The organism is Candidatus Zixiibacteriota bacterium (genome assembly GCA_016933955.1).
In the GTDB taxonomy this organism is placed as follows: Bacteria; Zixibacteria; MSB-5A5; order GN15; family PGXB01; genus JAFGTT01.
In genome coordinates, this window is sequence record JAFGTT010000030.1 from 22,666 (window position 1) to 43,519 (window position 20,854).

Consider the following 20,854-nt stretch of genomic DNA (forward strand, 5'->3'; position numbering starts at 1 on the left):
GAAATTAATTCAAATCCAGACTGTCAAGTTCCCATTCGGATTGCAGATACTGGGGATCACCCTCGGGCTTGTAATACTCCTGATATTTTATAAAGCCGTGATCAGCGGCCAGCCACCAGTATTCTTCGTTGCGACCGGTAAGCGAGTGGCTGACAATCTTATAACGATAGCAGGTGAAATTTCCGGCGGGCACCGAAACACTGGCCGAAATGGATACCACGGCTGCCGAATCAGCAGATTCCGATCCGGTTAAATAAATATCTCCAGCGGTTGCCTTGTATTTGGCCCAAAGATTTGGTTCGGTACCGCTTTCGTCATATTTTTCCCACATCCATAACCCGTTGGCCTGATTGCGGTAAAGATCATCGGCAACATATGAATATGTCCCGAGGGTTCGCTCCATCTTGAACCAGATCTGGTCATCGCCCAACACCTCGACCGTAGTATCATCATCGATCCGGAAGCTGTAATAAACGGGGGCTGATGGTGTCCCTTCACTGTCGTAGATTGTATAAGTGCCGTGCCAGATATTATCAGTTACCAGAGGGAGAATAACGGCAGCACCGTCATCATTGGTCCCCGAATCATCATCACACCCCGTTAAAAATAGAGTCAATGAAACTGCAGCAATTGCCATGAGCTTTTTCATGAGTGCCTCACATAGAAATATTATTGATGTTGGATAATTACGGAGTCATGGTAAACAATTGAAATACCAATGACAAGCGAATAATGCCGGTTTGGAGAAATTTTATTCAGCGAAAAAACGGGTATTAATAGAAACAATTACCGCCGTCTGTCACGCGGCAATTTTTTGATCGCGGCCTGCCGGATAAAGGAATAACTGAGACTATTAAGATCGTTGAAGTAGGCAACTTTTTCATACCAATCCAGAGCTTCGGTCATATCTCCATTGCCCTCACAAGCCTTTCCCATCAGGTAAAACAGGTACGGGGACTGCTGATCGGCCTGAGAAAATTCGGTCAGGGCTGTACTATAGTCGGCCTGCTCCAGAGCCAGCATTCCAGCCAGTTCATGGATTTGTCTGGTCTGGTAGGGATTATTGGCTTCCTCGACCCGGGTTTTGAATTCCTGGATGATTCTGCCAGCTTCGGCAAAATCGCCGCGTTTGATGGCAATACGGGCATAAAAATAAAGGTAATTTCGTTCGGAATTGGCTTTTAATTCATCCGGCAAGTCGGAATTGACAAAGAGGTTGTGGCTGCTGTCGATCATGACTCTGGCCCTGTCGCTCTGATTCATCTCCAGCAGTATTCGGGACATAATCGCTAGGTCATTGGTCATGGCCGTAATGTCATTCATCCTTTCCGAAAGGTTGTACTGCTGGTCCATGGTAAGCAGTGCCTGGTCCATTTTTCCCTCGTCGACATAAGAGATAACCATAGCTTGAAGAGCTGTTCGACGTTGTCCATCATCGCGGGCGATATCATATAACTCCTGGAGCTGTTCCCGGGCGGACTTGTGTTTGCCGAGGTAATTCAGGTTAGTGGCAATTCCGATATGCGAGGGGACGAAATTTGGGTCGATATCCAAAGCTTCATAATAGGTTTCGATAGACTGACCGTACTCACCCATTTTGAGTCTTAATTCGGCATAGGAATCATAGGGATTAGGATCATCGGGGATCAATTCGATGTATTTGATAAAGGCTTCTTCCGCCTTATCGTACTGACCAAGATAACGGTAGCAATAGCCTAGCATATTATAGGCCGGCGAAAATTCATCGTTGATATTAATGGCTCTTTCAAGCTCGGAGATAGCCTTTTGAAATTCCTGCTGGCCGTACCAGTAGGTTCCCAGTATATTATGAGCCCGTTCATCGTTGGGATATTCGGCCACCAGTTGCTGCAGATATTCCAGTTGTTTCATGGGATCGGCGTTATTCCCGGCCCGGGCGGCATGCAACATCAACTGCTCGCCTTCGGAAATCTGGTTTCGCAGGGCGTATGCTTTCTCGAACATGTCATAATAACCCTTGACGCTGGATTGAAGATAGGCGAGGTTCAGGTATGCCATTGCGAAATTAGGATCTTTCTCAATCGCCTTATTCAGATAGTCGGTCGCCTCGAGAGCCCGAAGTCGTTCACCCAGATCTCGTCCTTTTATGTAGTCCTGGCGGGCCTCCGGGGATGAAGTCGTAATGGGGATTTTATCGCTTTTTCCGGAGCATCCCCAGCCCAGAACCATCATCAGACCGACAGCTAAAAATATATAGCTGACAGTATTTTTGCGGCGACCCATTTATTCCATCCTCCTATATGTCTATAACGGTATATAAACATATATTACTTAGAAAAAATAACATTATTTATAGCCCGAGGTCATAAACCTTGTTCTTATTCAATTCTGTTGCGACGCATGCGCCCGGCGATCTTTTCCCATCTATCGGTAATCAAAAAACTCTCATCCATATTATCGATCATAACAACCAATTTGGTTAGTGAAACCGAAAAAGTTAAATGACAGGGATCTACATAGGGTCTGGCCGAAATGTCAAACATCCCGATAACCGACCGGGGGTGCGTTGATTGATATTCCAGATAGGGGTAGGCGACAATCGAAGCGCACCCGGCGCATGAAGGTGTTATGACGGCCTGAAGATCGACCTCATCGAAGTTGGCCAGACTGAACAGCCCGGCCAGCGTATCCGGCGCGGCGAAGAATATGGCGGAGACGGGGTGATCATCCCGGTCCAGATTATCCCAGCGTTTAAATACGATATATTTGTCCGGGGCCTTAAAGGCCGGACGGGCCGCCTGCATTTTTCTGACCAGCTCCGGGTTTTTTTTGTGACGGATACCCTCGATTTCGCCCGCTCGCCCGCATGATAAAAAATACTCAAAATCCAGACGCTCCTCGACCGGATACCCAAGATTTTCCCGTGCCCCGGAACAGCCGATGGTGGCACTTTCGAAAATGGCATTTCGGCCATTTCGAACGCGATTCAAGTCCCCGATCAGGCAATGCCATTTTTCATTCGATTCGATCGGTGTGCCCCGTGATTTATCATCGGTATAATAGAAAACGAGAGGGTATTCGGCGTCCGGAAAGTACTTTTCCCATTTCTGAATAAATTTGTTTTTCAAATTCAAATCCATATAAATGCCGCCAATTCTATAAGTCTCAACTTACATATTGATTTATACAAGCTCAACCAAAATTATTAACAATTGATCCCGGTTCGATAATATCTCGAACAGGGTAAAAAGGCTTGCAAAAAGGGCTATTTTGTCCTTATATTAAATTGGTGCGGGGGTCAAGATTGTTTCATATTATTCATTGACAATAATATTTATTTCTTAAAAACGATAATAAATGGCGCGGGCATATGAAATTGGGTAAAAGGCATTGTCTTATTACGGGTATTCCCGGGGTGGGTAAAACAACCCTGATTAATACTCTGGCCAGGCAGTTGGAAGCGCTTCGGCCAGTCGGCTTTTACACCTCGGAAATCAGGGAGAATGGGCGACGGGTCGGTTTTGAATTGATTAGTTTACAGGGGGGGGTGAAAATTCTATCGCATATCAACATCGAAAGTCAATATCGTGTCGGAAAATATGGAGTCGATGTCGAGTCTTTTGATCTATTTCTCGATGAAATCGATTTTGACCATTCATCTGAAGCTCCGGTCGTGATTGATGAGATCGGGAAAATGGAGTGTTTCTCGGCAAAATTCCGCCGCTTAATTCTGAATTTGATGGATTCAAACCGTCTGGTAATTGCCACTGTGGCTCTTAATGGGGGTGGATTGGCCGAAAAGATTAAGGCCCGCGAGGATGTTGCCATATTTGAGGTTACTCGTTATAACCGGGACTATTTGTCTAATGATATCCTGGCCATTTTGACAAAATAGACATATCCGCGTCTTTGATATCAGAGAATTACCATTTCTTTTTAAATAGATTCCATTTCCGCGGTCGATTGAAACGACCAAAGTGGTTTTTTCCCAAATTTCTGTTTCATAACCAATCCAGGGAGGTTGTTATGCCGATCCGACGACTTCTGGAATTTCCTGACCAAAACCGGGTCAATTATGAAATTAAAAAACATCCGCCCGCCTTCACGGCCCAGGCTATCGCCTCTCTGGCGCATATACCGGGCGGGGAGATGGTCAAGACGGTAATGGTCAAAGTGGAGGGTAAAATGGCTATGGCGGTTTTGCCGGCCGCCAATATGGTCGACTTCGAAATGCTCCGGGATACGGTTGGATGCGATGATGTCCAAATGGCCCGCGAATCGGAATTCCGCGATATGTTTCCCGACTGCGAACTGGGTGCCATGCCGCCGTTTGGGAATCTTTACGGTCTCGGTGTCTATGTGGCCGAAAAATTGACCGGGCACAAGATGATAGCCTTTAATGCCTGCTCGCAGACCGAAGTCTTAATAATGCAATATGCCGATTTCGAGCGCCTGGTTAAACCGAAAATGATAAAATTCGCCTTGTAAATTATTATTCATCCGGGTTAAGGCTTTTGATGTCGTTTAACCGGGAGCGGGATGGAAATCAAGACAAAAAAGGTAAATGACAACAATTAAAAATCCCCGATAAGTTTCGGGGATTTAGAGAATCTGTTCCGACAATCAGTGAAGTAAAACCGGCATAAAGTAGAGCAGGGAGATCATGGCAATACTGACTAAACCCTGCCAGGTTTTTATTTCAAGATCTGAATTTGATTTCATTTCAAACACCTCCGGGCACTTAAATAATTGGATCGTACTGATCCAGTATATGGAACCGATACGCGGTTTTAAAAGTTCCCGGATGAGGATTTTTGCTGGAAAATATTACTGAAACAGGCGGAATTTAAAATCAGTGGAATTGATAAGCCTTTAATGCCTACTCGAAAGACTCATCCGAAGACGGGTAATTGCCGGATTTTACGTCTTTAATAAAATCGCGGGCGGCCTGTTCGATAAGTGGGGGAAGGTCGACATAACGACGGACGAATTTCGGTTTAAAGATATCGTAAAGCCCCAGAATATCATTGACCACCAGGACCTGGCCGTCACATCCAATCCCGGACCCGATCCCGATGGTGGGGATGTTGATATTCCGGGTTATTTCGGTAGCGGTGGCGGTTTGGACCAGTTCCAGAACAATGGAGAAAGCTCCGGCCTCTTCAAGAGCCTGGGCCGATTCGAGAAGGTACTGCTTCGATTTTTCTTTGCGGCCCTGGACCCGATGACCGCCGAAAGCATGAATAGACTGCGGCGTCAGGCCGATATGCCCCATAACCGGGATACCGCATTCGACAATTCTTTTAACAGTCGGGGCCATCTCCGTCCCGCCTTCAAGTTTGACCGCCTCGGCGTTGGCTTCTTTTAAAAATCGACCGGCGTTGGTAATAGCGATTTCGAATGACGGTTGGTAGGACAGGAAGGGCATATCGGCCACGACCAGGGCCTGTTTGGTGCCGAGGGCGACGGCGCGGGTGTGGGCCAGCATGACTTCCATCGTGATCGGCAGGGTACTTGTCATGCCGTGAATGACCATCCCGGCCGAATCACCGACCAGGATGCAGTCGATACCGGCCCGGTCGAGAAACCGGGCGGTGAAATAATCATAAGCGGTCAGGACCGCCAGTTTTTCACCGTGAACCTTTTTCCTGATAAAAGTACGGATGGTCATTTTGCCATTGGAATTACGGTCGTCATGAGCTGACATGTTTTCCTCATTTTACGGCATGGTATGCCCGGCCGGGACATAATATTTCTTGCCGGTGATCGGCTTTTTAATCAACTCGACCAGATTTTCAAAATCATCGCGGTTGTCAACAAAGTCGATATCATCGGTTTTTACGACCAGCAGAGGCGAATCATCATAGTGAAAAAAGAAGTAGTTGAAAGCATCGTTGAGTTCGGTGATATAATCAACATCGATAGAACGCTCGAAACCGTAATTGCGTTTTTTTATCCGTTCCAGCAAAACCGGGGTGGAGGTTTGAAGATAGATGGTCAAATCCGGCGGAGGAATATCGGCCTTGAGAAGGGGCAGGATTCTTTCGTACAGAATGAGTTCGCGTTTGCTGAGATTGACAGTAGCGAAAATTTGATCGCGGATAAAAGTATAATCGGCAACAATCCTCTGGGCGAACAGGTCACGGACGATCAGGGATTGCTGCTGCTGATAGCGGCTTAGCAAAAAATATAACTGGGCGGAAAAAGCATAACGGTTTTTTTCCTTGTAGAAATCGACGATAAAGGGATTATTCATGGCATCGTCAAGTAGCAGTTCGGCGTCAATTTTTTCGGCCAGCATCCGAGCCAGCGTGGTTTTCCCGGCGCCGATTACGCCCTCCAGGGCGATATAGTTAGGTTCGGACATGAGGTTGTTCTATTTCCCTGTAAATAATAATGCTTTTAGCCTCTCCGGATTTAAGGTATGAATCCAGCCTGCGGCCGCTTTCGGGATGAAGCAGATCCGGATCGATGTTGAGAAGCGGCACCAGGACAAAAGCTCGCCGGGTCATCCTCGGATGCGGCACCTGCAGACGATCGGTTCTGATGATCTCATCGCCGAACAGAAGGAGGTCAAGATCAATAGTCCGGGGCTGGTAATCGCCCTTGCTTTCACGCCCGATTTTTTTCTCAATATTTTCCAGATTGGTCAAAAGCTCTTGGGCGCTGTACGCGAATTGGCCCTTGATAACCATATTCAAAAATCCCGGCGTATCCCTGTCCATATCAACCGCCTCGCTGATATAGATGGGTGAGCAGTGAATATGTTCAAAGCCTTCCATCTCCGCAATCAGGCGGCAGGCTCTGAGCAGGTTGGCCTCACGGTTACCGAGGTTTGAACCGACTCCAAGATAAACTATTCTGGACATTATTTTCTCCTTATGGTCGAAATGACTATTTATTTTCATTATCGGCCAAAATCTTGGAAGTATCAGGCTGACGCCGGGTAACCTCGATTTCGATATTGTCAATAGTTCCCTGGATCGGCGGAATCACTTTGCGTATTCGCAAGGTTACACGATAAATCGGGAATTCATTCAGAATAGTCTGGGCCAGATTGGCGGCCAGGCTTTCCATCAGGGAATATGCCTTACCCTCGACGATTTCCTTGATTTTCCGATGGACGGCGACATAATCGACCGCATCCTGAAGGCTGTCCGATTCACCGGGCGGGGCCAGATCGACCTCGAGTTCGCAATCAACCTCGAATCGGCGGCCGGTCTCCTTCTCGGCGGCAGAGACGCCGTGGTACCCGTAGAAGACCATTCCATTGAGTCGAATAACATCCATGTTATTTTTCTCCACTGATAGCTTTGATCGTCAATTTTCTCATCAGGCGCGCGGTGGCCTCGCGGTATTCATCGGGAGTGGCGGTCAGGGATAGCCTCAGGTGGCCCTCCCCGGTTTCGCCGAAGGCGGTCCCCGGCAGCGTCAGGATATGTTTCCGCCTCAGGATGGCGGCGGCATATGAAGCGGCCTGTTTGCGTTCGGGGATTTTTATCCACAGGAAGGGAGATGATTTTTCACCGATGACTTTCCATTCCATTTTTTCAACCAGCTGTTCGGCTTCAAGACGGGTATTGTCGATTTTACGTTTGATTTCTCTGAGACCCTCGGATGGATATGCCGCGATTGATTTCATGGCCTGATCCACCCAGACGGCCGGAATGGATACGCCCAGCGTTTTCCCGATTGTCTCCAAGCCGTTGATTACATCGGATGGTCCGACGGCGAATCCGAAAGGCAGATACGGCAAACCGAAAGTAAAGGGAATGGAATATATTTCCAAGCTTACTTTGCCGCCACCCGGGAGAGAGCGGAGCGGGCGATATTTTTCAGGAGCCAGCGAGCAGTAAGCGGCATCATTGATAATGAAGGTGTTCTGCCTGGAGGCAATGCGTATGGTTTCGGCCAGTTCAGTGTCATCGAGGACAGTTCCGAAAGGATTGTTGGGATTATTCAGTATCAGGATTTTAGCGGTTTTACCCAGATTCGAGGATAGCGTCACGGCCGATGGTTTATAATTCGATTTAGCCGAGATGGGATAGGTTACCGGGACGCCACCGACCGCAATGGCCAAACGCCGATAAAAAGGCATTCCTGGTTCCGGGCAAAGAACAATATCGCCAAGCTCCACAAAGGCCAGGTAAAGATCAAAAATAATCCTGTGAATACCCTGACCGATGTAAATTTCTTTCCTGGGGTCAACCGCCATGCGGTATTCGCCATTAAGCCAGCCGGATAAGGATTCTTTCAGCCGCGCAATGTCATTCGGGCTGGCTGAAGCCAGAAAATTACTACCACAATCAGGCTTTCCATTCTTATGCGGCCAATTAAAATGACCAAGATCAAGAGTCGGGATTCGTCGTTCCCCGGTTTTAATAGTCCTTTTCGGAAAGAAATCTTCCATATCGAACGGGAAATGATAGAGACGATCCGCCTTATCCAGGATCACTTTTTTAATCATAATCTGGTCTTTCGGAATGAGTCTTACTGACGCCCTGCAACCGTTTTATCTCAGCCCGGTCAAGCGAGTTCAGCGTTCCCATTTGTCCGGCAATATATGCAATTCGGGCCAGATGTTCAACCGTTTCCATACGATTGATAGCCGTCTCCATTGTTTTTCCCAGGGTCAGGACGCCGTGGCTTTTAAGCAGAAAGGCCTCATGGTCGGCTATATAAGGTTCCAGCGATCGAGGAACCGCGTCCGTTCCCGGCGGAGCGAAATTGGTCAACGGAATATGTCCAACCGTCAGGACGACTTCAGGAAGAATATCCCAGGGGAGCTCTTTTCCGATGACGGCAAAGGCAGTGGCATAGACCGGATGGGCATGGCAACAGGCATTGATATCCGGGCGGCTTTCGTAAACAAACAGATGCATGGCTGTCTCGGAGGATGGTTTTCCGGTCCCGTTGACCGGGCGACCGTCTAAATCCACCAGGACAAGATCGTTTTCCGACAAGCGCCCTTTGGAAAAACCGGATGGTGTAACCAGAATCCTGTTTTCCTCGACGCGGAGAGACAGATTACCATCGCATCCGGCAACCAATCCTTTGCGGTCCAGAAATCGGCCGAATTCGGCAATTAATTTTCGTTCGGGTTGATAATTCATAATAAAACCTCATACTAAAATAAGGCAATGAAAAAGTCAATGATTCTACGCCTATATTCTCCGAAATCAGCCCCGGTTAACGTATATAATAAGGGGTTGATGGGCAAGAAGTTATTTAGCCTTTTAAATTTAAAAATGGAAACAAAAAATAATCGGGGTTGGTATAAGAGGGTAAATGATTAAAGCAAGTAAATAAAATCCAATAATTTAATTGACAAACCGTTAAATGGTTTGTATCTTGAAAAGCTGTGTTGTTTGGAGGATGAGTTTTGAAAAAGAGGTCGCGGTCTCTTTTGGGAACTGGTTTTCGCTATTTTTCCATCGTTTTATTCGCTGTCGTCTGTATTGTGACAGGAATAATTGTCGCCTCTAATCTTGATTTTACCAAGAAATCCGAAGCAACCATGGCGCCCTCGCGCTATCCTGTGGTCGAGGATGAAAGCGGCGAAAGTACCTCACCCTTTGTCGAAGTGGTCAACCGGGTGAAGGATGCGGTGGTCAATATTGTTGCCGAGCAGAGCGCCGGCAACAGCTACCATGACGATCTATTCTGGCGTTTCTTCAATATTCCCCAGGAACCGACTATGTCATCCGGTTCCGGCTTCTTCTTCCGGGATGACGGTTATGTTCTGACCAATTATCATGTGGTCAAAAACGCCCAGAAAGTCGAGGTGCGAACTTCCTCGGGTTATCGCTATGATGCCAAAATTATCGGGGTTGATCCCCAAACCGACCTGGCGGTTTTGAAGGTGGAACCGCAGGAAAAGATTACTACTATATCTTTCGGCAATTCCTCGAAAATCCGGGTTGGCGAATGGGCCATTGCAATCGGGAATCCTTTCCCTCAGCAGGGATTGGATCGGACGGTTACAGTCGGGGTAATCTCAGCCAAAGGCCGGAGCAATCTTCGTTTCGGTGATGGAACGCCGAGTTACCAGGATTATATTCAGACTGATGCCTCGATTAACCCGGGTAATTCCGGAGGACCGTTGCTGAATATCAAGGGTGAGGCGATCGGGGTTAATGCCGCTATTTCGAGCCCGACCGGGGCTTCGGTTGGAATAGGTTTTGCCATTCCGATCAATCTGGCCCGGGCGATTGTTCCCGATCTGATTGCCACGGGTAAGGCCACCCGGGGCTGGCTGGGTGTCTATCTGGCCGATGTCAATGAAGCTCAGGCCCGTCAGCAGGGATTGGATGCCGTTAAAGGAGTGTTTATTCAATCTGTTTTCGAGGGTTCGCCGGCAGCTGTGGCCGGAATTCAGACCGGAGATATTTTGCTGTCGTTTAATGGCGAGGAAATTCTCGATTCCGACCAGTTTTCGGTACTGATATCAATGGCCCAGAAAAATAAGGAATCGGAAATCGAGCTGCTTCGCAACGGAAAAAAGATAACAACCCGGGCCGAGATTGTCGACCGGGATGAATATCAAAAAGCCCATGCCTCGCAGTTTCAGGATCCCTATCAGCAGGTTACCTGGCTGGGGATGGAGTTGTTGACATATACCGAGAATATCGCCCGCCAGATAGGTTCGGACTATTATCCGGGCGTTTTCATAAATCGCGTGGCCCGCGGCTCGCAGGCATATGTGGCCGGAGTTATGCCCGGGTCGGTGATAACGCAGGTTGACAATGTCGAGGTAAAGAATCTGGCCGACCTGCAGCAAATCGCGGAGAAACTCAAGGATCGGAATCAGGCGATTCCGTTCCTTCTGGTGGATCCCCGCGGTTCGATTGAGTATAAGGCGATTAAGCCATAGAAAAAGGGGGGCGCATATCGGAAAGCGCTCTTTTAAGGAGGTATATTGATAACTGTGGCTAAACAATCTTTAAAGTACCGCGATGAGGACAGGTCGCTCGATTTGTATCTCCGTGAAATCGGGGAAACACCTTTAATCGATGCTCAGGAAGAGGTCCGGTTGGCCAAACAAATCAAGCAGGGATCGAAAAAAGCCCTGGAAGCTCTTACAAAGGCCAATCTCCGCTTCGTCGTGTCCGTAGCCAAACAGTATCAGAATCAGGGTTTATCGCTGGCTGATTTGATCAACGAGGGGAATATCGGACTTATCAAGGCGGCCAAACGTTTTGATGAGACTCGGGGATTCAAATTTATCAGCTATGCCGTCTGGTGGATTCGGCAGGCCATATTGCAGGCCCTTGCCGAACAGAGCCGAATTGTCCGGTTACCATTGAACCGGGTCGGAACGTTGCATAAAATCGGCAAGGTTTCCAGTTCCCTGGAGCAGGGTCTGGGAAGAGTTCCTTCACCGGATGAAATCGCCAAGGAGCTTGATTTATCGGCCGGTGAAGTTTCCGACACGCTGAAAATTTCCAACTCGCATCTGTCGCTGGATGCGCCGTTTTCGGTTTCCGAGGATAATTCTCTGATCGATATCCTTGAGGATGAGTACCAGCCTGCGCCGGACGAGGAACTTCTGGATCAATCGCTGAAACTGGAAATCGAGAAGGCTCTCGATACTCTGACACCGAGAGAGGCCGAGGTTATCAGCCTTTATTTCGGGTTGAATCATGAGAAGGCCCTTACCCTGGAGGATATCGGGGCACGGTTTTCGTTGACTCGCGAGAGAGTTCGTCAGATCAAAGAAAAGGCGATCCGTCGTTTGCGGCATGCTTCACGTAGCCGTTCATTGAGAGCCTATCTAAATTAAACTGCGTATTTTTCAAACATCGAAGCCGCCGAGATGGCGGCTTTTTTTTATCAGGAATACCGGCGGGCCAAATATTTTTTCAGAAAATCATAGAGATTTACAAGAACAATGGAGATCAGCATGGTCCAAGCAATTTGACCGGGGAAAAACACGCGGGATCCCTGCCAGGGGTTAAAGCCAATTAAAAGAGCATAGTAAATATAGACACCTCCAAGTATTATCAGAACACGAAATTGGCGCCGGATGATCAGCACCACCATGCCTGTGAGTGATATCCAGAAATTCAGGAAATTCAGGTCATAATGATTTATTTTATGTTCCAGTTTCAATAGAAATTGGCATTGGGGCAGTAATATTCTGTGGTAAAAATTGGTGGCGTTCAAATTATCCCAGGTTAATCCAATATACCGTCGCAGCATTGGCCCCGGGTGTTTGAAGAAAGTCTCTCTGGTTTTATCTATTTCAATATGGAATGATTCCTCCAATGATACGGCGGTGGATTCGGGGTGGCCGGTATATTCGGTGATCCATTCTCTTCTTATTTCGGCCATAGGCCGGTTTTCTATTTTTTCAAGAGATAGGGCGGCAACCTTGGCGGCGCCCATGACACCGGCGGAAGCCAGAGCGGGAATATCATGCACCCGGTAATTTCTGATAACCCAGAAGGACATGATTAAGGTCGCAATAATGGCCGCTGTTACGAGTCTGAATACCACTGTTTTCATTTTCGCGCCGGATTTCAGCCGACGATATTGAAAATGGTAATAGGGGATTCCCATCAGGAGTATCATCAATGGCCAAAACTGGCCAATAGAACGAATCAAACCGGCCAATCCGGCAAAAAAACCGCAGATAATGAAATACCGCCACCTCATCTTCCTCAAACCCCGGACCAGGTATATTAATGAAAGAAGAAAAACAAACATGTAAACAGTATCGGACAGGATGACAATGCTGAGGGTAATCGACGTATATGATATCACGGCCAGAATGGCCGAGAGTATAGAAATTCTATATGAATCGGTGAGCTCCATACACAATCTGTAGATTAAAAGACATGACATGCCGGAGACAATGATTTGAAAAAGTATGTAGGGGAATAGACCTTTGCCGAAAAGCTTGAAAAACGAAGCCAGAAAATACGCAAACCCCGGTCCGAATATGAAAAAACCATGCTCGAAGCTATTTGTCCCGTTTACCAGGCTTTTGCCCATATTGACATATAGTTTGGCATCGGGAGAGGCATACATCAGGCCATCATAACCGATCTGGTTAAGACTCAAAGAAAGGAAGATGATTCTTATAATAACAGCAATGATAAAAATCAGAAGGAGGTCAAGGTGGATAATGATTAATTTTTGCCATCGGCTTGATTCGGCGGGGGTAGAATGACTGATTCGCATTATCTTTTAAGCGCTTGGAAATTACTAAATTACAGTATCAAAATTTTTCCGTTGCGGCTAATCTATACTATTTCGATTTTTTAGTCAAAGGAATTGTCTGTCAGCTGAATTGGCTTATGTCATAAAAATTCACTTGCCAAGCGGGGCAAAATTGCTATTTTAATAGCCTGTTAATGCCGAAGTGGTGAAACTGGTAGACACGCTGTGTTCAGGGCGCAGTGTCCTTACGGTCGTGGGGGTTCGAATCCCCCCTTCGGCATTTTTCTTTTGGTTCATGTCAGTCTTTATCAAAAAATGATGATATCCCGGGATAAACGTCATTCAGCCTATTATCGATGAATCGGCGCGCTCCGGCGAATTGATTGCAAAAACCCCCCAGCCATGACGCTTGATGAAATATTCATTTCCCTCAATCGTTGTTCGTGAAAACCGCAAGGTATCCATAGAAGGTTCGGCATTGAATCGAATCTGGTTGATAACCGGTTGGTAGTTGTCGGACTGGCGGTCGAAAGGCGGATAGAAATAATCCATGATGGCAGTCAATGCTGTATCAAATCAATACAAACTCAAAAACAAAAAATTGTTGCGAATTGCCGGATTTGCCGACATATTATCGGCATGGATTTTCCGATGTTTTTCCTCGACTTTTTCGGCAATCGTATCCTGATTGCCGTCATAGCCATCGTCCATGTTTTCATCAATCACCCGCTGGCCGTGGGAGCCTATCCGCTGATAACGCTGTTGGAATGGTGGGGAGTCCGCAAAGGTAATATGGAATGGGATCGGGTGGCATATAAAGTTACTTTCGTTCTTTTTGTTGTGACGACCACGGCCGGGGCGCTGACCGGGGTAGGAATCTGGTTCTCGACCGCACTTATTGCCCCCTTTGGAATCGGTAGCCTGCTGAGAGTGTTTTTCTGGGCCTGGTTTTCCGAATGGCTGGTTTTTATCAGTGAAGTGGTTCTTATCATGGTCTATTTTCTGACCTGGAAAAGGTGGGGGCAGGGAATATGGAAAAAAGTCCATATCGGATTCGGGGCGGCCCTGAGTGCATTTTCCTGGCTGACAATGCTGATAATTGTGGCCATTTTGGGCTTTATGATGGGTTCGGGGTCATGGCCGGTGGAGCGGACGTTATGGTCCGGAATCGCCAATCCTCTTTATCTCCCGCAACTGCTATTCCGGACGGCCTACGCAATGGGTCTGGCCGGATTGTGTATCTGGTTTCTGCTCTTTTTCTTCACCCGGAAAGGGAGCGAACTGCGGCAAAGGATGGTCCGGTTTGTGGGGATCTGGATGCTGGCCTGGGTGGCACCGCTTGTTGTCGGATCATGGTGGTACTGGAAGGTAGTACCCGATTCAATGAAGGACAATATTGATGTCGGCCTGTTAACCCAGCGATTTATGCAGTGGCATGAGACTCTGGCGATCATAATGATTGTGACTATTATTGCCCTGATGCTGGCGGCTCTTTTGGGAGTTATCAAACCCAGGTACATCACCGGGTTGGTGCTGGTGATTCCGTTTATTCTGGGATTATGGCTGCTGGGGCATTTCGAACGGGTAAGAGAGTTTATTCGCAAGCCCTATGTTATCGAGGATTACATGTATTCCAACGGGGTCAAAGTTTCTGATCTGCCGGTTTTTCAGCGGGATGGGATATTGCCTTATGCCACCTTTGTTCAGAATCACCAGGTGACTTCGAGTAACAAAATCGCGGCCGGGCGGGATGTTTTCCTGGTGGCGTGTTCGCGGTGTCATACCACCCGGGGTATTAATTCGATGATGACCAAGTTCAATAACCTGTACGGTCCGGGGGAATGGGACGAAACGGCCATGACGGCTTTTATCCAAACCATGCATAACTCGCGGACCTATATGCCGCCATTTCCCGGAAATGATAAAGAACTCGAGGCGCTGGTGGCCTATTTAAAGGATTTCCGGAAAGATCCCAGGTTTATTGTGGGGGCCCATGCCGACTGGACGGTACCGCCCGGGGATGCAACACCTTAATTACGGATTGAGGATGAAGCCGAATAATGATCGGGTTGATACATAAAGTGTTTCTGCCGCTGGCGATTCAGGTTCCGGTCCCGCGTGACCTGGAATTGAACCTGCCGCTGGGAGATTACGAGTTAAAGATATTACTGGTGGTGCTGTTTCTGGCGCATATCCTGTTTGTCAATATGATGGTCGGCGGTTCGGTTTTCTCGGTAATTTTCGAGATAATCGGTCTGACCAATAGGAAGTACGATGCCCTGGCCAGGAAAATCGCGGAGACCATCACGGTCAACAAGAGCCTGGCGGTGGTACTTGGAGTGGGGCCGCTTTTATGTATCAACCTGGTATATACGACCCATTTTTATTCGGCCAACGCCATTACCGGATATGCCTGGATTTCGATCATCCCGCTGGTGACACTGGCTTTTCTGCTGGCTTATATTCATAAGTACATGTGGGACAAATGGCGGGAGAAAAACAAGCGACTGCATCTTCTGGTGGGATCATTCGCGGCCATTCTGTTCCTTTCGATTCCCTTTATTTTTCTGGCCAATATTAACCTGATGCTGTTTCCGGAGAAATGGCCGGAAGCGGCCGGATTCTTTTCATCGCTTCGGATCGGCAATGTCTTTCCGCGCTATTTCCATTTTCTGGCGGCGTCGCTGGCCCTGACCGGGCTGTTTCTGGCCGGGTGGTTCGGCCGGAAAGGATTCGATGTGGAGAAATTCCTTCCGGAATTCACCCGCCCGCAGTTACGGCGGTTGTTTTACAGGGCGGCTTTTTATATCACTCTGGCGCAACTTCTGTTCGGCCCGCTGTTGCTTTTCACCCTGCCCTATGACGGGATCAGCATGATAATGATTATGGTCATTCTGACCGGGGTAATCATTGCCCTGGTGGTGCTTTATATTCTGAGCCGGGAAATAAGAAATGATAATATCCGGGTTGGGCATCATTATTTACTAATCTGGGGATTTTTCGGGCTGGTGGTGCTGGCGATGGGTACCGGACGGCATATTTACCGCGAAACCTGTTTGAATGACCACAAACAATTAATGGCCGATGAGACGGCCCGTTTTCGGGCCATTGAGACGGCGACACGGATGAGTATCGAGGCCGGATATGGAGCCGGAGAAGCGGTCGGTGGGGGAATGACGGGGGAAAAGGTGTTCCGCAACTGCGCGGCCTGCCATGCGGTCGATAAAGTCCTGGCGGCACCATCGCTGAGGGAGGTTTATTCCATTTACAAGGGCAATCCGGAAGGAATTGTTAAATGGGCATCGAATCCGGGGAAGAAGCGTCCGGAATTCGCACCGATGCCGTCTTTTGCTCATCTGGGCGAGGAGCAACTGGAAATGGTGGCGGAGTACATTCTTCAAATTGGGGCAGAAGATAATTCGGAAACAGTCGTCAAACAGCCCATATCCGATACTACCTCAGATAAAAAATAATTCTGCGGATCAAGACCAACACCACGATCGGTCATTGGTATATGAATGGTTAAAATCGCGGACAAAATAATAACTGCCATCAGGGCAGTTACCGAAGTCGAAGATTTCTCGGCGCTATTAAAAAATCAGATTAGTGCCTTGCGGCTTTGTCCTTCTTTTTCTGATAAGCTTCATCGGCCAGGATTTCCATGGCCCGCTCGATCGGAATCTGATAAATTCCTCCGGCCGAATCAAGTAACTTGTAGGTTGTTAGAATCTCGCTTTCATGCACCTTTAAATCCCGCAGATCGGTTGAACTGGGGCTTAGCACCCGGCTATAGGTTGCCTCTTCCTTGACCGCCGTAAAATAGTCAACCGCCCAGATAATGGCGGCCACAAAAACCGTTACGGCCACAATCCCCCAGAAAATAACTTTTTTCACGCTGGCTTCGCCTTTGTCATAGCCGGGTTCGGAATTGGATGTGATATCGCTATCGGACATTGACTTTCCTCAATGATTGATAAAGTGTATTGATTTTTCCAAATCCGGATCACCAACCGGAACCAGAGGATGAGTGGTGGTTTTTCTCCAGAATATCCAGAAGAATACCCCGCCCAGGCCGATCACGGCCGTCAGATCAATCCATGACAGGCCAAATCCGGATTGGTGCAGAGTCGGTATGACGATCCAGTAAATGTCCACCCAGTGCATGATCAGAATCCAGAATCCGATCAGCAACAGCATTGCCCGGTTTCGCTTAACTGCCTGGGGAAAGAGAAAGAAGAAGGGGAACACAAAATGCCCGAAAACAAGAACCAGAGAGATTATTTTCCATGAGCCTTCCCAGCGGTGCAACATCCAGATCGTCTCCTCGGGAATATTGCCGTACCAGATCAGGAAGTACTGCGAAAAAGCCATATATCCCCAGAAAACGGTGAACGCAAACATCAGTTTACCCAAATCATGATAATGTTCCGGGGTTATGATTGCATCAAGAATGCCGTGACGGTGGAAAAGCATAACAATGACGGTTAACATGGCCAGCAGGGCCAGCAGGCCCCCGGAGAAAATGTAAACACCGAAAATAGTCGAATACCAGTGTGGTTCAAGCGACATCATCCAATCGAATGATGAAAAGGTCAGGGTAATGGCAAAAAGGATAATCCCGACAGCTCCGGCAACTTTGAATTTACGGGTCTGTTCCGGATGATAACCGGCATCCTGGGCCAGCGACAGGCGGTAAAGATAAACGGTCAGAATAATCCAGACGGCAAAATAAACAATGGCCCGGATAATAAAGAAACTCACATTGAGATAACCGGCCTTGGCCTGGAGCAGATGGTCCCCGGCGACGATTTCGGGATGGCTCCAGTGAAAGACATGGTGAATCCCCGGAAGCACCGGAATAAAGAAAAGAGCCATAATCGGGATGACGGCCATAATATTTTCAGAGAGCCGCCGTAGAACAACACTCCATCTGGCACCGACCAGGTGATGAAGCATGGTAAAAAAGAGCCCGCCAAGAGCGATTGACAACCAGAATATGTACGCGGTTAAATAAGAGAAATAGAATTGATCGCTGTTGACTAAATATCCGATTGCGGTCAGGATCAATCCCGAAACCGCCAGAAAAGCCGCAATTTTCCCGGTGTTACCGGCGGTAGTCAGACGGTATGTTTGGCGGTTGAATTCCATATGGCCTATTTGATTCTATCCCTCAATTCCACCGGCACATCATCGACACCGGCTTTCTGGCTTAGCTGCAGGGCCCGCAGATAAGCCACAATGGTCCAGCCGTCATCGGCCGGAATCTGGTGGCTGTAAGATGGCATGTTGCCGAAGCCGTTGCTGATGACATCAAAAATCTGTCCGTCCGGTATGGATCGAATACGATCGGTATGGAACGACGGCGGCGGAACATAGCCCCGGCTTAGCATGATTCCTTTGCCATCGCCAAGACGGCTGTGACAGGGAGAGCAATAAATATCAAAGCGTTCATGGCCTCTTCGGAGTAACTCCATGGTGATTGGAATCGGATTTTCCTTCACGAATTCACCGGTTGGTTTTTTCCCTTGATAAAAGACGATATTATCCCGCAACTGACCATGTGCCACGGTTCCGGCGGCCGGTACCCGCATACTGGCGCTGTCGGCAAAAAAATTACTCTCGCTCTGGGGTCGGTATTTCGGCTGGTGGTCCATATTGGGATTGACGTGGATCGGCGTCCGCGTCGACGGCCTTTCCCGGGCGCATCCGGCCATAAAAGCGGCCATAAATATGAGAACCATGATTGTCCAAAAAACCATGAGCATATTTTTATTCAAACGGTTCATTCTCCGCTCAAGACCTCCACATTTTTGCCACCAATTGATTCCAGAAAAATGCGGCTTTGCTCGATATGGAATTTCGGATCGGCCGCTTCAAGACTGATAAAGAAGCCATCATCAGTAGCGCGAACAAAATTGTCGGAATAAAAAACCGGGTGATGAAATCTGGGCAGGCCGTTGATCGCCAGCATACCGATCAGGGCGGCGAAAGCCGAAAACACGACTCCAAGGGCAAAAGTCACCGGGACATAAGCCTGGTAACTGAAGAATGGTTTGCCGGATATAACCAGGGGATAGTCGATGGTGCTGGTCCACCATTGAAGCGCCAGGGCACCGGAAGTCCCGATCAACGCGGCCAGGCCGATAATCCAGCCCAGCGGGGAACGCTTCAGGCCCATTGCCCGATCCATGCCATGGATGGGGAAAGGAGAATGGCAATCGAATTTTCGATACCCTGCTTCGCCGGTTTTTCGAGCGGCCTCCATCAGGACCGCCGGACTGTCGAACTGAGCCAGAAGCCCCTGGATTTTCATTTGATTACTCATGACCACCTCCATGCGGTACCTCCGCCTCAGGCAGAACCGTCTTCACTTCGGCCATCGAAATCATCGGTAAAAATCTGATGAACAGAAGGAAGAGCGTGAAAAATAGACCGAACGACCCGACGAAAATACTTATATCCCAGATGGTCGGGCTGTAATAATCCCAGTTGGCCGGGAGAAAATCCCGGGCCAGGGATGTCACCACAATTACAAAGCGCTCGAACCACATGCCGACATTGATCAGGATTGAGGCAATGAACAGGACCGGGATACTGGTGCGCAGTTTTTTAAACCAGAACAATTGCGGGACGAGAACATTACAGGTTATCATGATCCAGTAGGCCCAGGCGTACTGGCCGAAGGCGCGGTTCATGAATACGAATTGCTCATATATATTGCCGCTGTACCAGGCAATGAAAAATTCCATGCTGTAAGCATATCCGACCATGGTACCGGTAAGCAGAATAACCTTGGTCATTTTTTCGAGGTGGTTGAGGGTAATGATATCCTCCAGGTGGAAAATTTTGCGCGCGATAATGGTTAGGGTGATGACCATGGCAAACCCGGAGAAAATCGCCCCGGCGACGAAGTAGGGCGGAAAAAGAGTCGTATGCCAGCCGGGCAGAATGCTGACGGCGAAGTCGGTCGAAACCACACTATGTACGGAAAGAACCAGCGGCGTGGAAATACCGGCCAGTATAAGATAAGCCAGTTCGTAATGCCGCCACTGGCGATTACCTCCGCGCCACCCGACCGCCAGAATACCGAATATAATTTTCTTGATTTTATTCTTGGCGCGATCACGGAAAGTAGCCAGATCCGGGATCAGTCCGGTGTACCAGAATAGCAGCGAGGCGATGAAATAGGTGCTGACCGCGAAAACGTCCCAGAGCAGGGGAGAACGGAAATTGGGCCACATATTCATTTGGTTGGGCAGCGGAAACATCCAGTACACCACCCAGATCCGCCCGACATGGATGGCCGGGAAAATCAGGGCGCAGGAGATAGCAAAAAGAGTCATGGCTTCGGCGAAGCGATTTATGGAAGTCCGCCAGCGCTGACGCAACAGGAAAAGAATAGCCGAGATCAGGGTTCCGGCATGACCGATACCGACCCACCAGACAAAATTGATAATTGCCCAGCCCCAGCCAACCGGATTATTCAATCCCCAGATGCCGATGCCCTCGTAAACCAGGTAGCCGATCGATCCGAGAAGCACCATCAGAAGCGAAAGAGCGGCCCCCATGGCCAAAAACCAGACTCGCGGGGTCCGGCGCTCGACAATACCGGAGATTTTGTCGGTAATGCTCCTGAAGGTCTGGTGGCCGGTTATAAGGGGCGGATCATGCTCCGGCAATCCGGCCGCATTTCTGGCAATGGTATCCACTA

At 48.4% G+C, this 20,854-nt stretch carries 22 protein-coding genes and 1 tRNA gene; 7 read left to right on the forward strand and 16 right to left on the reverse strand.

Going from position 1 to position 20,854, the window contains the following annotated elements; all coding sequences use genetic code 11:
* Positions 1–4 precede the first annotated feature (4 nt).
* The 3 genes from JXQ28_10450 to JXQ28_10460 form a co-directional block, all read right to left on the reverse strand.
* Entirely contained in the window at positions 5–649 is a 645-nt protein-coding gene (locus JXQ28_10450) for a hypothetical protein (protein ID MBN2278154.1), read from the reverse strand.
* Between the two features lie 137 nt (positions 650–786).
* On the reverse strand, positions 787–2,262 hold the full coding sequence (locus JXQ28_10455; GenBank protein ID MBN2278155.1) for a tetratricopeptide repeat protein: 1,476 nt from the start codon (positions 2,260–2,262) through the stop codon (positions 787–789).
* A gap of 95 nt (positions 2,263–2,357) precedes the next feature.
* Positions 2,358–3,119 (reverse strand): DUF169 domain-containing protein, encoded by a 762-nt coding sequence (locus JXQ28_10460; protein ID MBN2278156.1) that lies wholly within the window; start codon positions 3,117–3,119, stop codon positions 2,358–2,360.
* 230 nt (positions 3,120–3,349) lie between these two features.
* Here JXQ28_10460 and JXQ28_10465 point away from each other — a divergent pair, with 230 nt between their 5' ends.
* Both JXQ28_10465 and JXQ28_10470 read left to right on the forward strand, forming a co-directional pair.
* Positions 3,350–3,874: an AAA family ATPase gene (locus JXQ28_10465; protein MBN2278157.1), complete on the forward strand. Its 525-nt coding sequence runs from the start codon at positions 3,350–3,352 to the stop codon at positions 3,872–3,874.
* A gap of 131 nt (positions 3,875–4,005) precedes the next feature.
* A complete protein-coding gene (locus JXQ28_10470; GenBank protein MBN2278158.1) occupies positions 4,006–4,467 on the forward strand; it encodes a YbaK/EbsC family protein in 462 nt (153 codons plus the stop codon).
* 391 nt (positions 4,468–4,858) lie between these two features.
* On the opposite strand, the gene panB is transcribed toward JXQ28_10470, so the two are convergent.
* The 6 genes from panB to JXQ28_10500 are packed head-to-tail and all read right to left on the reverse strand — an operon-like array spanning position 4,859 to position 9,092.
* Entirely contained in the window at positions 4,859–5,686 is an 828-nt protein-coding gene (gene panB, locus JXQ28_10475) for a 3-methyl-2-oxobutanoate hydroxymethyltransferase (GenBank protein MBN2278159.1), read from the reverse strand.
* A 12-nt stretch (positions 5,687–5,698) separates the two neighbouring features.
* Positions 5,699–6,346, reverse strand: a complete 648-nt coding sequence (locus JXQ28_10480; protein ID MBN2278160.1) for a deoxynucleoside kinase — start codon at positions 6,344–6,346, stop codon at positions 5,699–5,701.
* Entirely contained in the window at positions 6,333–6,848 is a 516-nt protein-coding gene (gene folK / locus JXQ28_10485) for a 2-amino-4-hydroxy-6-hydroxymethyldihydropteridine diphosphokinase (GenBank protein MBN2278161.1), read from the reverse strand. Before folK ends, JXQ28_10480 begins: the two co-directional genes overlap by 14 nt.
* 25 nt (positions 6,849–6,873) lie before the next feature.
* Positions 6,874–7,269 (reverse strand): dihydroneopterin aldolase, encoded by a 396-nt coding sequence (gene folB, locus JXQ28_10490; GenBank protein ID MBN2278162.1) that lies wholly within the window; start codon positions 7,267–7,269, stop codon positions 6,874–6,876.
* 1 nt (position 7,270) lies between these two features.
* On the reverse strand, positions 7,271–8,446 hold the full coding sequence (locus JXQ28_10495) for a pyridoxal phosphate-dependent aminotransferase (GenBank protein MBN2278163.1): 1,176 nt from the start codon (positions 8,444–8,446) through the stop codon (positions 7,271–7,273).
* Positions 8,439–9,092 (reverse strand): class II aldolase/adducin family protein, encoded by a 654-nt coding sequence (locus JXQ28_10500; GenBank protein ID MBN2278164.1) that lies wholly within the window; start codon positions 9,090–9,092, stop codon positions 8,439–8,441. The genes JXQ28_10495 and JXQ28_10500 overlap by 8 nt, the downstream gene beginning before the upstream one ends.
* 269 nt (positions 9,093–9,361) lie before the next feature.
* On the opposite strand from JXQ28_10500, the gene JXQ28_10505 reads away from it, so the two are divergent.
* Positions 9,362–10,852 (forward strand): trypsin-like peptidase domain-containing protein, encoded by a 1,491-nt coding sequence (locus JXQ28_10505; protein MBN2278165.1) that lies wholly within the window; start codon positions 9,362–9,364, stop codon positions 10,850–10,852.
* A 45-nt stretch (positions 10,853–10,897) separates the two neighbouring features.
* Positions 10,898–11,761 (forward strand): sigma-70 family RNA polymerase sigma factor, encoded by an 864-nt coding sequence (locus JXQ28_10510; protein MBN2278166.1) that lies wholly within the window; start codon positions 10,898–10,900, stop codon positions 11,759–11,761.
* Positions 11,762–11,811: 50 nt separating this feature from the next.
* Here JXQ28_10510 and JXQ28_10515 read toward each other — a convergent pair whose 3' ends face one another.
* Positions 11,812–13,044, reverse strand: a complete 1,233-nt coding sequence (locus JXQ28_10515) for a glycosyltransferase family 39 protein (GenBank protein ID MBN2278167.1) — start codon at positions 13,042–13,044, stop codon at positions 11,812–11,814.
* Between the two features lie 295 nt (positions 13,045–13,339).
* On the opposite strand from JXQ28_10515, the gene JXQ28_10520 reads away from it, so the two are divergent.
* Positions 13,340–13,423 (forward strand) — tRNA-Leu (locus tag JXQ28_10520).
* A gap of 62 nt (positions 13,424–13,485) precedes the next feature.
* On the opposite strand, the gene JXQ28_10525 is transcribed toward JXQ28_10520, so the two are convergent.
* Positions 13,486–13,707: a hypothetical protein gene (locus JXQ28_10525; protein MBN2278168.1), complete on the reverse strand. Its 222-nt coding sequence runs from the start codon at positions 13,705–13,707 to the stop codon at positions 13,486–13,488.
* A gap of 87 nt (positions 13,708–13,794) precedes the next feature.
* Here JXQ28_10525 and JXQ28_10530 point away from each other — a divergent pair, with 87 nt between their 5' ends.
* A complete protein-coding gene (locus JXQ28_10530) occupies positions 13,795–15,177 on the forward strand; it encodes a c-type cytochrome (protein MBN2278169.1) in 1,383 nt (460 codons plus the stop codon).
* 26 nt (positions 15,178–15,203) lie between these two features.
* Positions 15,204–16,616 (forward strand): cytochrome c, encoded by a 1,413-nt coding sequence (locus JXQ28_10535; GenBank protein MBN2278170.1) that lies wholly within the window; start codon positions 15,204–15,206, stop codon positions 16,614–16,616.
* Positions 16,617–16,746: 130 nt separating this feature from the next.
* On the opposite strand, the gene JXQ28_10540 is transcribed toward JXQ28_10535, so the two are convergent.
* From JXQ28_10540 to nrfD, 5 genes are read right to left on the reverse strand one after another with little or no spacing between them, the layout of a single operon-like run.
* Entirely contained in the window at positions 16,747–17,097 is a 351-nt protein-coding gene (locus JXQ28_10540; protein ID MBN2278171.1) for a hypothetical protein, read from the reverse strand.
* 9 nt (positions 17,098–17,106) lie between these two features.
* The gene (locus tag JXQ28_10545; GenBank protein MBN2278172.1) at positions 17,107–18,291 is read right to left on the reverse strand and encodes a hypothetical protein; all 1,185 of its coding nucleotides are present in this window, start codon (positions 18,289–18,291) and stop codon (positions 17,107–17,109) included.
* 5 nt (positions 18,292–18,296) lie between these two features.
* Entirely contained in the window at positions 18,297–18,908 is a 612-nt protein-coding gene (locus JXQ28_10550) for a cytochrome c (GenBank protein ID MBN2278173.1), read from the reverse strand.
* Positions 18,909–18,925: 17 nt separating this feature from the next.
* Positions 18,926–19,480 carry a DUF3341 domain-containing protein gene (locus JXQ28_10555; protein MBN2278174.1) on the reverse strand — a complete coding sequence of 185 codons (555 nt, stop codon included), beginning with the start codon at positions 19,478–19,480 and terminating at the stop codon, positions 18,926–18,928.
* Positions 19,461–20,852, reverse strand: coding sequence for a polysulfide reductase NrfD (gene nrfD, locus JXQ28_10560; protein MBN2278175.1), 1,392 nt, complete (start codon positions 20,850–20,852; stop codon positions 19,461–19,463). The genes JXQ28_10555 and nrfD overlap by 20 nt, the downstream gene beginning before the upstream one ends.
* Positions 20,853–20,854 lie beyond the last annotated feature (2 nt).

Bases quoted from the DNA above. Each gene is read 5' to 3' on its own strand.
- JXQ28_10470 (MBN2278158.1), top strand. From the start codon at position 4,006: ATGCCGATCCGACGACTTCTGGAATTTCCTGACCAAAACCGGGTCAAT.
- JXQ28_10450 (MBN2278154.1), bottom strand. From the start codon at position 649: ATGAAAAAGCTCATGGCAATTGCTGCAGTTTCATTGACTCTATTTTTA.
- JXQ28_10555 (MBN2278174.1), bottom strand. From the start codon at position 19,480: ATGGAGGTGGTCATGAGTAATCAAATGAAAATCCAGGGGCTTCTGGCT.
- JXQ28_10465 (MBN2278157.1), top strand. From the start codon at position 3,350: ATGAAATTGGGTAAAAGGCATTGTCTTATTACGGGTATTCCCGGGGTG.
- JXQ28_10530 (MBN2278169.1), top strand. From the start codon at position 13,795: ATGTTTTTCCTCGACTTTTTCGGCAATCGTATCCTGATTGCCGTCATA.
- JXQ28_10545 (MBN2278172.1), bottom strand. From the start codon at position 18,291: ATGGAATTCAACCGCCAAACATACCGTCTGACTACCGCCGGTAACACC.
- JXQ28_10460 (MBN2278156.1), bottom strand. From the start codon at position 3,119: ATGGATTTGAATTTGAAAAACAAATTTATTCAGAAATGGGAAAAGTAC.
- JXQ28_10550 (MBN2278173.1), bottom strand. From the start codon at position 18,908: ATGCTCATGGTTTTTTGGACAATCATGGTTCTCATATTTATGGCCGCT.
- panB (MBN2278159.1), bottom strand. From the start codon at position 5,686: ATGTCAGCTCATGACGACCGTAATTCCAATGGCAAAATGACCATCCGT.
- JXQ28_10495 (MBN2278163.1), bottom strand. From the start codon at position 8,446: ATGATTAAAAAAGTGATCCTGGATAAGGCGGATCGTCTCTATCATTTC.
- folB (MBN2278162.1), bottom strand. From the start codon at position 7,269: ATGGATGTTATTCGACTCAATGGAATGGTCTTCTACGGGTACCACGGC.
- JXQ28_10455 (MBN2278155.1), bottom strand. From the start codon at position 2,262: ATGGGTCGCCGCAAAAATACTGTCAGCTATATATTTTTAGCTGTCGGT.
- JXQ28_10535 (MBN2278170.1), top strand. From the start codon at position 15,204: ATGATCGGGTTGATACATAAAGTGTTTCTGCCGCTGGCGATTCAGGTT.
- JXQ28_10480 (MBN2278160.1), bottom strand. From the start codon at position 6,346: ATGTCCGAACCTAACTATATCGCCCTGGAGGGCGTAATCGGCGCCGGG.
- JXQ28_10500 (MBN2278164.1), bottom strand. From the start codon at position 9,092: ATGAATTATCAACCCGAACGAAAATTAATTGCCGAATTCGGCCGATTT.
- JXQ28_10540 (MBN2278171.1), bottom strand. From the start codon at position 17,097: ATGTCCGATAGCGATATCACATCCAATTCCGAACCCGGCTATGACAAA.
- folK (MBN2278161.1), bottom strand. From the start codon at position 6,848: ATGTCCAGAATAGTTTATCTTGGAGTCGGTTCAAACCTCGGTAACCGT.